The organism is Archangium sp., assembly GCF_036389735.1.
Taxonomy (GTDB): Bacteria; Myxococcota; Myxococcia; order Myxococcales; family Myxococcaceae; genus Archangium.
The window spans coordinates 1-13047 of sequence record NZ_DASVWK010000372.1 but is presented as its reverse complement, the minus strand read 5'-3'; the positions used below and the strand labels follow the sequence as shown (position 1 = coordinate 13047).

Below are 13047 nucleotides of genomic sequence, written 5' to 3'. Positions count from 1 at the left end.
CACTCGAAGCCGTAGCCCGAGATGATGATGATCGGCAGTCCGCGCGCGCGCGGCATCTTCTTCAGCGCGTCCAGCAGGCCCCAGCCGCTCATCACGGGCATCCGCAGGTCCAACAGCACCGCCTGTGGGATGTCCCCCTCGAGCAGGTCCAGGGCCTCGCGACCGTTGGCGGCCTGCTCCGTGCGATAGCCCATCTCCTCCAGGGCATCGCAGATGAGCGTGCGGTGGCTCGCGTCGTCATCGACGACAAGGATGTAGGGCATGCGGGGCCTCGAAAGGGTCTTCAACCAGGGAAGGCAGATTCTATGGGGGGCAAGATGGGAATGCCTCCCCCGTTCCGGAAGGGGTCTGCACGGTTTTCAACACCCGCTGAACAGTCCGAGGGCGTTGCCCCCCAGAATAGCAGCCTCCGCCTCGTCTCCCAGCTTCAGGGCCAGCAGTTGTTTCAGCTCCCGGTCCCAGGCGTAGGGGATGTTGGGGAAGTCCGTGCCGTAGAGGATGCGCTCGGGTCGCACCTCCAACAAGCGGCGGGGGATGGGGATGGGGAAGTAGCCGGCCACCACCATGGTGGTGTCCAGCCACAGGTTGTCGTGGCGCTCCAGCAGCCGCTCGTAGGCGTCGAACTCGTCCGCCCCCAGGTGGGGCACGCACAGCTTGAGGGTGGGGTGCTCCTTGAGGACCCGCTCCACGCGCTCGGCCGAGCAGAGGGCGTGGACATCACACTTGTACTGGGGGCTGGCGGGCTCGCGGCCGGCGTGCATCACCAGCGGCTTTCCGGCCCGGGCACACGCGGCGTACACCTCGTGCAGCGCGGGGGCGTCCGGGGCGAAGCACTGCACATGGCAGTGCAGCTTCACGCCCTGGAGTCCCGCCGCGAAGGCCTCGGCCAGGATCTCCGGGGCGCCCTCTTCGCCCGGCAGCACGGTGGCCAACCCCAACACGCGCGGCTCGGCCCGGGCCACCTCGGCGATGTAGGCGTTGAGGAAGCGCGCCATGCCCGGCTTGTGGGCGTAGTGGAGCGCCACCACCCGGCTCACCCCCCGCGACAGCAGGAAGGACACCACCTGGGGGGTGTGCAGCTTGTAGCGGATGGGCCAGCCGTACTGGTCGAACCAGCGCCACACCGCCTCGAAGACGGGGTCCGGGAAGAGGTGGATGTGCGCGTCCACCACGGGAGGCAGCCCCTCGGGCAGCCGGGGGCCCTCTTCGTCCTCCAGCGCGGGGAGGGGGAACACGCCGCTGGTGCCCAGCCAGCCGGAGGCGGCGCCCAGACAGCCCGGGGAATCGTTGGAGGGGTCCATACGCGGCAGGCGTCTACGGCTTCTTCCGCTCGGAGTCCGCCTGTTGGTTGTCCAGCCGCCGCAGGTAGGTGTTCTGCGAGTAGCCCGAGCGCTCCAGTCGCTGGGTCTCGATGAGGTCGGCCACCTTGGTGCACACCTGGCTGAGCAGACGGAGGGACTCGGCCAGAATCTTCTCGGCCTGGTCCTGTGCGTCCGCGCGCTTGATGACGGTCCGATCGCGGCGGAACAACTGGGTCAACTTCATCTCGGAGAATCTAAGGGATGGCGCCGGCCCATGCCACCTGGACGATGCGGGCTCGGCCCAGCGCCCCGGGTGGCGTCTGGGCCGGGGAGGACACAGCTTTGTCGGGCAGTGGATGCGACCAGACGACGCGAGAGGCCAAAGAATCAACAACTTAACAGACCAGCGAATTTACACGCCCGCTGGGGCTCGGCTGGAGAGTGGGGCGTCTCCGAGGGGGAGCGTCCGGTAAACGACCCATATCATGGGGCTTTCACGAATTTTCAGCGGGGGGGATGACGAGCGGAAAATTTGTGCTTACAGTGGGGCCGTTCACTTCCACATCTATCCCCGACTACCTGTCGAAAGGGGGAACTGCGCATGGCTTACGACGGCGAGTTGGTGAAAATGGCGAATGGCCGGTGGGCGCGGTTCCAGCGCTGCCAGGTGTACCGCCCGGGCGTCGAGGCCGCGGGCGAGACGATGATGCTGATCGCGGTGGAGCTGGACGAGCGCTACCAGTTGCTGCTGGACGAGGTCGCGGACTCGCTGGCGCACTACCGGCACCAGGGCATCCCGGTGCAGGCGAAGCTGGACGACCAGGCGCAGCGGCTGACGCTGCACCCCGAGTCGGAGTCCAGCGCGCTTCACTGAGTCAACGAGGACGGTAGAAGCGCGAGGCGTTCTCACTGGCCACGCGCTTCACCAACCGCTCGGAGAGCTTCGCCTTGACCAGCAGGTTGGTCACGCGCGCGAGCCCGAGGATGTCGCCGGCGCCATCGCCGGCATCCGAGTTGAGCACCAGCCGCTCGCTGCCGAGCCGACGCACCAGGGCGACGGCCCGCTCGGCCTTGAGCTCCTCGGGATGCAGCGTCAACCCCGCCCAATGCCCGCAGCCGAGGATGTTGCGCACGGTGCGCCCGTTGGCGTGGTCCACCAGCACGCGCGAGGGCCGCACGCCGGACTGGAGCAGCAGGGTGAGGATGCGCCGGGTGTGGCGCTCCTTGTCGTGCGCGGGGGTATGCACCACCACCTTCAGCTTGAGCTGACGCGCGAGCGCGAGCTGCTCCAGGAAGGCCTCCTCCTCCTCGATGCCGCCCTCGTGCAGGCCCGTCTCGCCCAGGGCCACCACGCGCCCGCCCCGGAAATACTCCGGGAGGCTGGCGAGCACCTCGGACAGGCCGCGGCGGGGGATGCAGCGCGGGTGGACGCCGAGGGCCGCCCAGGCGCGGATGCCCAGCCGCTCCAGGCGCGGCAGCTGCCGGTTCACCAGGTCGTCGAAGTGCTTGCGCAGCGCCTTGGGCGTGGGCTCCGGGACGTGGTGGGCCACCACGAGCGCGCGCTCCACCCCGAAGAAGCGCATGGACTCGAGGTCCTGATCGCTCAGGGCCTCGGGGTGGAGGTGCGCGTCGAAGAGGTGGAGCAGGGGCGGGGTGGGCACGGGGGTTCTCAGTCCTGTCCCAGGCCGACGCCCTCGTTGCGCGGGTCGCTCGCCGAGTAGCGAAGGTTCGTCTTGGGGTCGCTGTGGACGGCCTCGGCATCGCCCCAGGCCTCCTGCTTGCGAAGCTTGTGGCCCTTGGCCTCCAGCGCCGCCTGCGTGGCGGGCTCCAGGCCCCAGCGGTCCACCCACAGCTCGTCCGGCAGGTACTGGTGGTGCAACCGGCCCTGGCCCACGGCGCGCGTCACGTCCATGCCCTGGTCGACGATGAGGGAGATGACCTGGATGACGGTGGTGGGGATGGTGGAGCCGCCCGGGCTGCCCACGGCCAGCATCACCCGCTTGGGGTCCTCCTTGGAGAACACGAGGGTCGGGGACATGGAGGACAGGGGCACCTTGCCCGGGGCGACGGCGTTGGCCTCGCCCGTCACCAGCCCGTAGGCGTTGGGCACGCCGGGCCGCGCGGCGAAGTCGTCCATCTCGTCATTGAGGAGGATGCCGGTGCCCTTGGCCACCAGACACGAGCCGAAGGCGTAGTTCACCGTGGTGGTGAGGGCCACGGCGCCGCCGTCCTTGTCGATGACGGAGATGTGGGTGGTGTTCTTCTTCTCCGGCTGCGGGGCGGAGGGGTCGTACCAAGTGCTGTCCGGCTTCTTCAGCGTGGAGCCGGTGGAGCCCTCCATGGGGGCCAGCAGCGAGGCGCTGGGGGTGGCCTTCTTCGGGTCGATGCTCCCGGCGAGGTCCGCGATGTAGCCGGAGGAGGTGAGGCTCTCCATGGGAATCTTCACGAAGGCCGGGTCGCCCAGGTACTTCACCCGGTCCACGTACACGCGCCGCACCGCCTCGGTGTAGAGGTGCAGATCCTCCGGGTCGCGGAAGCTCACGCCCTGGGGGCGCAGCCGCTCCATGGCGCCGAGCACCTGCACCACCGCGAGCCCGCCCGCGCTCGGCGGCGGCATGGTGAGGATGCGGTGGCCCCGGTAGCTGCCCTGGAGGGGCTCGTGGGTGCGCGTCTTGTAGTCCTTCAGGTCCTCCAGCGAGAGCAGGCCGCCGCCCTGCTTCACCGTGTCCACCATCGCCTGGGCGAGGGGCCCCGAATAGAAGGCCCTGGCACCGCTCCTGGCGAGCGCCGAGAGCGTCTTGGCCAGCTCCGGCTGGCGCACGAGGTGGCCCACGGGGGGCACGTCCAGCTCGCCCCGCGCGTTCTTCGCGAGGAAGAGGCGCGCGGCCTCGGGGTCCTGGCGCAGGCAGTCGAGCCGCAGGGAGGCCAGGGCCTGGTACTTGGGCGACACCCAGAAGCCGTTGCGGGCGGCGTCGATGGCGGGCTGGAGCACCACCGCGCGCGGCAGCTTGCCGTGCTTCTCCAGCAGCTCCAGGTAGCCGGCCACCGCGCCGGGCACGGCCACGCTCAGCGGACCGTCCGTGGACAGCCCCGGCACCACCTGGCCGTCCTTGAGGAACATGTCCCGTGTGGCCGCCTTGGGCGCCACCTCGCGGAAGTCCAGCACCCGCGTCTGGCCCGCCTTCGCGTCATGCACCAGCGCGAAGCCCCCACCGCCCAGCCCCGAGTGGTAGGGCCCCACCACCGCCAGCGTGAAGGCCGCCGCCACCGCCGCGTCCACCGCGTTGCCACCCTTGTCCAGCATCCGCAGCGCGGCCTCGCTGGCCACCGGGTGCGCCGTGGCCACCGCTCCGCCGCGGTACGGCCTCGCCGCCCAGGCCGGGCCCAGCACCAGCAGCGCCGCTACTGCCACGATCCACCTTGTCTGGTGTGCCCGCATCTTTACCGTCTCCACGTGCCGCGCCTCCCTCAACTGGTGCTTCCCTGGGTCGGGGTTCTGGAGTATCCCGCCGCCGCCCGGACTCGCCACAACCGCTTTCGACTTCAAAGAAGTGTCCGGCTGACGCCAGCATGCCCGGCCAGAGGTTTGACGGGCGCACAGGAGGGGACATCCTGTGCAGAACGTTGCGCGAGGCCGGGGGAAACATGAACGCCAACCTGACGACAGTGAAGCCGACACCGCCCCCGCCAGAAGTCCCGGTGACGACGCTCTTCCTCAAGCCCACGTTCGGTATCACCGTCCAGAGCAACACGCTGTCCGTTTCGGTACGCGTCAGATCCGAGGCCACTCGCCCGGGGCGCTTGCCTGCTCGTGGTTGACGGGTCGCGTTCGCGTCCCTAGTAATCGGCGCCATGACAGCTCCTTTGGCGGCGGTGGTGTTGTGCGCGGGCAAGGGCACGCGGATGAAGTCGGAGAAGGCCAAGGTCCTTCACCCCATTCTCGGCAAGCCCATCTGTGCCTATCCCCTCATGAGGGCCCTGGAGCTGGGGGCCTCGCCGGTGGTACCGGTGGTGGGCCACCAGGCCGAGGCGGTGGAGAGCGCCATCCGTGCCCAGTTCCCCGCCGCGCCCCTGCGCTTCGCGCTCCAGAAGGAGCAGCGGGGCACGGCGGACGCGGTGCGCTCGGCGGAGAGCGCGCTGAAGGACTTCACCGGGCGCGTCTTGATCCTCTCCGGGGACGTGCCGCTGGTGCGCCGCGAGACGCTGGAGGCCCTCTCGGCCGCGCACGACAAGGCGGGCGGCGTGCTGTCCCTGGTGTACATGTCGCTGGCGGATCCCTCGGGCTACGGCCGCGTCATCCGCGAGGGCGGCAAGGTGGCTCGCATCGTCGAGCACAAGGACGCCACCCCCGAGCAGCGCCAGGTGCGCGAGTGCAACGCCGGCATCTACCTGGTGGAGTCGTCCTTCCTGTGGAAGGCGCTGGCCAACATCAAGAACACCAACGCCCAGGGGGAGTTCTACCTGACGGATCTGGTGGAGATGGCCGCGGCCCAGGGCCTGGTGGCCACCCTCGAGGCCGAGTTCGGCGAGACGGCCGGGGTGAACGACCGCGTGGAGCTGAACGCGCGGGCCAAGGAGCTCCAGGCGCGCATCAACGTCCAGCACATGCGCAACGGCGTCACCCTGACGGACCCGGCCACCACCTACATCGAGGAGGGCGTGGTCATCGGCGCGGACACGGAGATCGCCCCCATGGTGACGCTGTCGGGTGCCACGGTGGTGGGCCGCAACGTCACCATCGGTCAGGGCTGCGTCGTGTACGCCTCCTCGGTGGCCGACGGGACGAACATGAAGCCCTACACCGTCCTGGAGGAGGCACGGGTGGGCGAGCGCTGCATCCTCGGGCCGTTCTCCCGGCTGCGTCCCGGCACGGACCTCGCCGAGGAGGTCCACCTGGGCAACTTCGTGGAGACGAAGAAGGCCCGCCTGGGCCGCGGCTCCAAGGCCAACCACCTCGCCTACCTCGGCGACGCCAAGATTGGCTCGGGGGTGAATGTGGGTGCAGGTACCATCACCTGCAACTACGACGGGGTGAACAAGCATCTCACCGAGCTGGGCGATGGGGTCTTCATCGGCTCGGACACCCAGCTCGTGGCCCCGGTGAAGGTCGGGGACGGCGCGTATGTCGGTGCGGGCACCACGGTGACGAAAGATGTACCGCCTGGGAGCCTCGCCGTGTCCCGTACGCCGCAGGTGAACAAGGAAGGCTGGGCGGAGAGGAAGAAGGCCCGGCAGGCCAAGTCCTCGGAATCAGGCCCTTCCAAGTCGGACAAGGCGTCAGCGGGGTAGGTCGGGGTAGGCCGGCCCGGTAGGCCCGGCATTTGCTTGTCTTCAGGGCGACAGGTGTCGCCCGGTGTAGGTGGAAAACCCCCCGAGATTTGCCAACGGGGGCTCGGGCGTGAGAGAGGACGGACAACATGTGCGGCATTGTTGGGTATGTCGGGGACAAAGAGTCGGCTCCTATTCTGGTTTCCGGGCTGAAGAAGCTCGAATACCGGGGCTATGACTCCGCGGGCGTGGCGGTGGTGAACCGCAACGTCCTGAACGTGGTGCGGGCCACGGGTAAGCTCAAGAACCTGGAAAGCCGCGTCCAGAACGAGGTGCCCCAGGGCACGATCGGCATCGGCCACACGCGGTGGGCCACGCACGGTCGTCCCTCGGACGAGAACGCGCACCCGCACACCTACGGGGACGTGGCGGTGGTGCACAACGGCATCATCGAGAACCACCTGGCCCTCAAGGAGCAGCTGCGTGCCAAGGGGCACCACTTCTCCTCCGAGACGGACTCCGAGGTCTTCGCCCACCTCATCTCCGATGAGCTCAAGGGCGGGCTGGATCTGCCCTCGGCGGTGCGCGCGGCCATCGCCCAGGTGAAGGGCACCTACGCCCTGGCGGTGGTCACCAGCAGCGACCCGAACCGGATCGTCTGCACCAAGGACTCCTCTCCCATGGTGCTCGGCCTGGGCCAGGGGCAGAACTTCGTGGCCAGCGACGTGCCGGCGCTGCTCGAGCACACGCGCGACTTCGTCTACATGGAGGAGGGTGACCTGGCCATCATCACCGCCGCCAGCGTGGACATCTACAACCGCTCCGGCCACAAGGTGAACCGGCCCACCCGTCGCATCGACTGGACGCCGATGATGGCGGAGAAGGGCGGCCACAAGCACTTCATGCACAAGGAGATTCACGAGCAGCCTCGCGCCGTGGCGGACACGCTGCGCGGTCGCATGCTCCTCTCCGAGGGCGACGTGCACTTCGAGGGCTGGAACCTGAGCCCGGAGAAGGTGCGGGCCATCACCAAGGTGACGATCCTCGCGTGCGGCACCTCGTGGCACTCGGGCATCGCCGGCAAGGCGATGATCGAATCCCTGGCGCGCATCCCCGTCGAGGTGGAGCTGGCCAGCGAGTTCCGCTACCGCGATCCCATCGTGGAGCCCTCGCACCTGGCGATCGCCATCAGCCAGTCCGGCGAGACGGCGGACACGCTGGCGGCCTTCAAGGAGGCCAAGGCGCGCGGCGCCACGGCGCTCGCCCTGTGCAACGTCATCGGCAGCGCCATGACGCGTGAGGCGGACATCACCATCCTCACCAACGCGGGCCCGGAGATCGGCGTCGCCTCCACCAAGGCCTTCACCACGCAGCTGGTGGGCCTCTACCTGCTCGCGGTGAAGCTGGGCCGCATGCGCGGCACCCTCTCCGTCAAGGCGGCCCAGGAGCACCTGACCGCGTTGACCGAGGTGCCCAAGATGATCGAGGAAGTGCTCAAGTGCGAGCCCTCGGTCAAGCGCGTGGCCCGCGAGTTCATGAACGCGCAGGACTTCCTCTTCCTCGGCCGCGGCCCCATGCACCCGGTGGCGCTCGAGGGCGCGCTCAAGCTCAAGGAGATCTCCTACATCCACGCCGAGGGCTACGCCGGCGGCGAGATGAAGCACGGTCCCATCGCGCTCATCGACGAGAAGATGCCGGTGGTGATCATCGCCCCCAAGCAGCCGCACGTCGCCTACGAGAAGATCATCGGCAACATCGAGGAGGTTCGCGCGCGCGGTGGCAAGGTCATCGCCATCATCGACGAGGATGACGCGCACGTGGCCTCGCTCGCGGATCAGGTCGTGCGGATTCCCGCCGCCAGCGCGCTGCTCGCGCCGGTGGTGGCCACCATCCCGCTGCAGCTCCTCGCCTACCATGTGGCGGATATGCGCGGGAATGACGTGGACCAGCCGCGCAACCTCGCCAAGAGCGTGACGGTGGAGTAGTCCGCCGCGCTCGGACCGCGGTCCGGTCCACCACGCCCGGGGATGCCTCGACGAGGCCCCCGGGCGTTTTCATTTCCGCACCCTGCCCCTGGAGCGAACACCGGTATGGGACCGCGGGGAGGGTGGAGTCGCGACGGACAGGCCCCAGCTTTCGAGCCCCCCTGGGGAAAGGAGCCGGCCATGCTCACCCGTCGCGCGGTGTACGTCTTCATCTGTCTGGGCGGGGTGCTGTTGTCCGCGGCGTGGGCCCGGAGTACGCCCCCCTCGGAGAACGCGCCTCCCCGAAAGACGGTCCTCCCGGGGCTGCTGCCTCGTGGCTTCTCGGACGAGGTCTCCTTCTCGGGGCTCAACGCGCCAACGACTTTCGTGAACGTGCCGGATGGTCGGCTCTTCATCGCCGAGAAGGCGGGCGTGGTCCGGGTCTACAAGAATGGGGCGCTCCTCCCCACGCCGCTCATCGACATCTCCGGCCGGGTGAATGACTACCAGGATCGCGGTCTGCTGGGCATGGCCGTCGATCCCGCGTTCGCGACGAACGGCTTCCTCTATCTGCTCTACACCTACGACGATGACGCGCTGGAGGACGGGGAGAGCAAGACCGGGCGCCTCGCGCGGTACACGGTGGTGGGCGATACCGCCTCTGTCTCCAGCGAGTTCGTCCTGCTCGGCACCCGGGTGGGCGGCTCGTGCAATGACTTTCCCGCGGGCGCCGACTGCATCCCTTCCGACATCCCCTCGCACAGCATCGGCAACCTGAAGTTCGCCCCGGATGGCTCGCTCTTCGTCACCCTGGGGGATGCCTCCCACTACGAGTTCGTCGACGACAGGGCCCTGCGCGCGCAGGACCTCGACTCGCTCGCGGGCAAGCTCCTGCGCATCACCCCCACCGGCGCGGGTGTGCCCGGCAATCCGTTCTGGACGGGCGATGCGAGGGCCAACCGGTCGAAGGTCTGGAGCTACGGCCTGCGCAATGCCTATCGGTTCAACCTGCGTCCCGGTACGGGCACCCCCTACGTAGGGGATGTGGGCTGGAATCAGTACGAGGAGATCAACGTCGCCACCGCTGGCGCCAACCTGGGGTGGCCCTGCTACGAGGGCCCCGTCCGCCAGGAGGGCTACGCGTCCAGGGCGGTCTGCCAGGCGCTCTATGCCCTCGGTCCGTCCGCGGTGAAGATGCCCCTGTATAGCTGGGACCACTCGAACGGGGGCGCGGCCGCCACGGGTGGGTTCTTCTATACCGGCACGGACTACCCCTCCTCCTACTGGGGGGCCTACTTCTTCGGGGACTTCGCCCAGCGGTGGCTCCGCACCCTGCGCGTCGACGAGAACGACAACCTCGTTCCCGGCAGTGTGACGACCTTCCAGACGGACACCGTCTTCCCGGTCGACATCGAGCCCGGACCGGGCGGCGACCTCCACTACGTGTCCCTCTTCGATGGGCAGCTGCGCCGCGTCCGGTACACGGCCGGCAACACGCCGCCCACGGCGGTGGCCTCGGCGACTCCGAGCAATGGCTACCCGCCACTGGTCGTGCGGTTCTCGAGCGCCGGCTCCTCGGATCCGGATGGAGACGTGCTCGGGTACACCTGGGACTTCGGTGATGGCACGGGCTCGAGCTCGGCCCAACCGGAGCACACGTACACCGCCCGCGGCACCTACACCGCTCGGCTGACCGTGAGCGATGGGCGTGGTGGTACGCACTCCACGACGCTGGCCATCGTCGTGGGCGACAGCGCGCCGGTCGTGACCATCAGCTCGCCCGCGCAGGGCTCCTCGTTCAAGGTGGGGGATGTCATCACCTACTCGGGCGCGGCGATGGATCGCGAGGAGGGGCGGATTGCCGAGGGCCGGCTGTCCTGGGTCATCACCATGCACCACTGCACCCATGGGACCTGTCATCCCCACCCGTACACCTCGCACACGGGCTCCGGTGGGACCCTCGTCATCCCGGACCATGGAGACGAGTTCTTCTTCGAGCTCGAGCTGTCGGCGACCGACTCGGTGGGGCTGACGGGCAGGAGCACGGTGACCCTCTCCCCCCGGACGGTACAGCTCTCCCTGGAGACGTCACCGCCCGGCCTGGAGGTGGTCCTCAATGGACAGGGGGGAACGGCCCCGCTGACGAGCACGGTCGTCGTCGGCTCCCGCAACAGCGTCTACACGCCCTCGCCCCAGGGGCCCTATGCCTTCACCCGGTGGTCGGATGGTGGAGAGCAGGAGCATGTCGTCCTGGCGGGAGAGAGCAGCGCCTCGTACACGGCCACCCTCATTCCGACGGAGTGCCCGGTGGGGGAGTTCCGGGCGGAGTACTTCGACAACTCCACCCTCAGCGGCGCCCCCGTCATGGTGCGCTGCGAGTCGGCCCCCATCAACCACAACTGGGGTGAGGACAGCCCCGCTCCGGAAGTCCCGTGGGACGAGTTCTCGGTACGCTGGAGCGGCCGGTTCTGGTTCGGCTCGTCGGGGACGTATGCCTTCACGGCCCGGGCGGATGACGGGGTCCGCGTGTTCGTGAATGGTTCCCGCATCATCAATGCCTGGAAGGACCAGGGCCCCACGAGCTACAGAACCTTCACCTGGCTGCCGTCGGGCCACCACCGGGTGGTCATGGAGTACTACGAGCGCGGCGGCGGCGCCGTGGCCCAGCTCCAGTGGCGCAGGTACTGAGAACGGCTCAGCGACCGCTGCTCTTCTCCCGCTCCCAGAGCGCGAGCGAGAGCACCTGCTGCATGGCGGACTGAAGCTCGCGCGGGTCGAAGGGCTGCCCCGTGTCCAGGGCCCAGGCGAGGAGCGCTCCGGCGAACTCGCCCGCGGTGCGGTAGCGCTGGCCCACGTCCGGAGCCAGGGCCCTGCGCAGCACCGCCGCCAGCTGCTTGTCCAGCGTGTCCGGCAGGTTGAGCTTCGCCGCCCGGATGGCCGCCATCACCACCTCGGGGTTGTCGCTGTCGGGGGCGAAGGGGTGGAAGCCCAGCACCAGCTCGTGCAGGACGATGCCCACCGAGAAGAGGTCCGAGGCCTGCGTCTCCGAGTCCCCGCGCGTCTGCTCCGGCGACAGGTAGTGCAGCTTGCCCCCCGTCACGCCCTCCTCCGGGCCGAGGTCCAACCCGCGCGCCCGGGCCACGCCGAAGTCGCCGAGCTTCACCTCGCACTGCCCCGAGAAGAAGATGTTGGAGGGGTTCACGTCCCCGTGGATGAGCTCCAGCGGCCGGCCGCTGCGCGTGCGCGCCTGGTGGAAGTAGGCCAGGGCCCGTAGCGCCTCGATGCACACGTGGGCGCCCACCGCGGGCGGGATGCTCCGGCCCTGCTGACGGTGCGCCCGGAGAATCCCCTCCAGGTCGCCGCCGACCAGGAACTCCATGGCGATGAAGTAGCGCCCGAAGGCCTCGCCAATCTCCAGCCGGCGCATCAGGTTGGGGTGCTCCAGCAGGCCCATCAGGTCCGCCTCGTCGGCGAAGGCCTCCGCCGAGACGCCCTTGCGCATCAGCTTCAGCGCCACCTTGAAGGGCGCCCCCTTCTCGTCCCTGGCCTCCGCGAGCAACACCTCCGCCATGCCCCCGGAGCCCAGTCGCGAGCGCAGCACGTAGCGCCCGAAGCGGCGCGAGGGGATTTCCACGGTCCTGGGAGGCTGGGGGGGGGACGACAAGGTGCCGCTACTCTACCCCGTGAGCGCCAGGAGACCCACGGACCTTCCAGGAGAGAGGGGCGCTGTCACCTGGCGGGCGCGAGGGGGGCCCTCGCGTCGGGTGGCGGAAGCTTCGGAGCGGGGGCGGCGCGGGAAGCTTTGAAGGCGGTTGGAGTGGGTCGTTACAGTCCCAGGCATGTCCGACTCCCCTACGCGACCGCCGGGTTTCGGCTCCCGTCCGGGGGAGTCGGAGGGGGAGGGCCTGGCGGAGCTGCCGTCCCTGGCCCCATGGGAGCCCCCAGCGCGCCTCTCCGAGCCCGAGGAGGGGTCGCTGCCGATGCTGCTCGCCGTCCAGGAGGCCCAGGCGGCTTCCTCGGAGGCCGAGCGCGCCGTATGGGCCGAGCGAATCAACCACCAGCTGGACACGCTGACGGCCGGGAGCGAGGGGCGGCAGGTGGCGGACGTGCTGCACCAGCTGCTGGAGGGGGGCCAGCTGGCGGGGCTGGAGGAGGCGACGGGCCGGACGTGCCGGGCCGCGGCCACCGAGGCCCTGCTGCGGCTCGGCTTCCCCTTCGCCCTGGAGGTGCGCCCGGAGGACCTGGAGCACCTGCGCGGGCAGGACACGGACGCCCCGGGCCGCTACCCGTGGGCACCCTGGGCGGCCGCGAGCACCCAGGGCGTGGGCCTCCTCGCCCAGTGGGCGGAGCTGCCCGGCGGCCCCCTCCTTCCGGAGGGAGACGAGCCGGTGCTGCCCCTCGTGCTCCTCATGGGACTGGCGCTGCTGTCGCTGGTGCCGGCGCTGTTGGGTCCTGAACGCTCGGACTCTCGGCGAGCGGGCTTGTTGGGGCTGCTCATTCTGGCCCTCATCCAG

Annotated in this window: 11 protein-coding genes; 5 read left to right on the top strand and 6 right to left on the bottom strand. The window is 69.3% G+C overall.

Annotation, left to right across the window (positions count from 1 at the left end):
• The 3 genes from VF794_RS13105 to VF794_RS13095 all read right to left on the bottom strand — a co-directional run.
• On the bottom strand, window positions 1-263 hold a 263-nt coding region (locus VF794_RS13105; RefSeq protein ID WP_331110243.1), incomplete at its 3' end, for a response regulator.
• 96 nt (window positions 264-359) lie between these two features.
• The gene (locus tag VF794_RS13100) at window positions 360-1301 is read right to left on the bottom strand and encodes an amidohydrolase family protein (RefSeq protein WP_331110241.1); all 942 of its coding nucleotides are present in this window, start codon (window positions 1299-1301) and stop codon (window positions 360-362) included.
• A gap of 13 nt (window positions 1302-1314) precedes the next feature.
• Complete coding sequence (locus tag VF794_RS13095) at window positions 1315-1545, bottom strand: hypothetical protein (RefSeq protein ID WP_331110239.1); 231 nt, start codon at window positions 1543-1545, stop codon at window positions 1315-1317.
• Between the two features lie 357 nt (window positions 1546-1902).
• Here VF794_RS13095 and VF794_RS13090 point away from each other — a divergent pair, with 357 nt between their 5' ends.
• Window positions 1903-2175 (top strand): hypothetical protein, encoded by a 273-nt coding sequence (locus VF794_RS13090; protein ID WP_331110237.1) that lies wholly within the window; start codon window positions 1903-1905, stop codon window positions 2173-2175.
• A 1-nt stretch (window position 2176) separates the two neighbouring features.
• On the opposite strand, the gene VF794_RS13085 is transcribed toward VF794_RS13090, so the two are convergent.
• Window positions 2177-2962, bottom strand: coding sequence for a TatD family hydrolase (locus tag VF794_RS13085; protein ID WP_331110235.1), 786 nt, complete (start codon window positions 2960-2962; stop codon window positions 2177-2179).
• A gap of 8 nt (window positions 2963-2970) precedes the next feature.
• Complete coding sequence (ggt, locus tag VF794_RS13080) at window positions 2971-4740, bottom strand: gamma-glutamyltransferase (RefSeq protein ID WP_331110245.1); 1770 nt, start codon at window positions 4738-4740, stop codon at window positions 2971-2973.
• Window positions 4741-5153: 413 nt separating this feature from the next.
• On the opposite strand from ggt, the gene glmU reads away from it, so the two are divergent.
• The 3 genes from glmU (at window position 5154) to VF794_RS13065 (ending at window position 11221) form a co-directional block, all read left to right on the top strand.
• Window positions 5154-6590 (top strand): bifunctional UDP-N-acetylglucosamine diphosphorylase/glucosamine-1-phosphate N-acetyltransferase GlmU, encoded by a 1437-nt coding sequence (gene glmU / locus VF794_RS13075; RefSeq protein ID WP_331110233.1) that lies wholly within the window; start codon window positions 5154-5156, stop codon window positions 6588-6590.
• Window positions 6591-6718: 128 nt separating this feature from the next.
• Window positions 6719-8554 (top strand): glutamine--fructose-6-phosphate transaminase (isomerizing), encoded by a 1836-nt coding sequence (glmS, locus tag VF794_RS13070; protein WP_331110231.1) that lies wholly within the window; start codon window positions 6719-6721, stop codon window positions 8552-8554.
• 180 nt (window positions 8555-8734) lie between these two features.
• A complete protein-coding gene (locus tag VF794_RS13065) occupies window positions 8735-11221 on the top strand; it encodes a PQQ-dependent sugar dehydrogenase (protein ID WP_331110229.1) in 2487 nt (828 codons plus the stop codon).
• A 7-nt stretch (window positions 11222-11228) separates the two neighbouring features.
• Here VF794_RS13065 and VF794_RS13060 read toward each other — a convergent pair whose 3' ends face one another.
• Window positions 11229-12197 (bottom strand): serine/threonine-protein kinase, encoded by a 969-nt coding sequence (locus tag VF794_RS13060; RefSeq protein ID WP_331110227.1) that lies wholly within the window; start codon window positions 12195-12197, stop codon window positions 11229-11231.
• Window positions 12198-12372: 175 nt separating this feature from the next.
• Between VF794_RS13060 and VF794_RS13055 the strand changes: the two genes are divergently transcribed.
• On the top strand, window positions 12373-13047 hold a 675-nt coding region (locus tag VF794_RS13055), incomplete at its 3' end, for a hypothetical protein (RefSeq protein WP_331110225.1).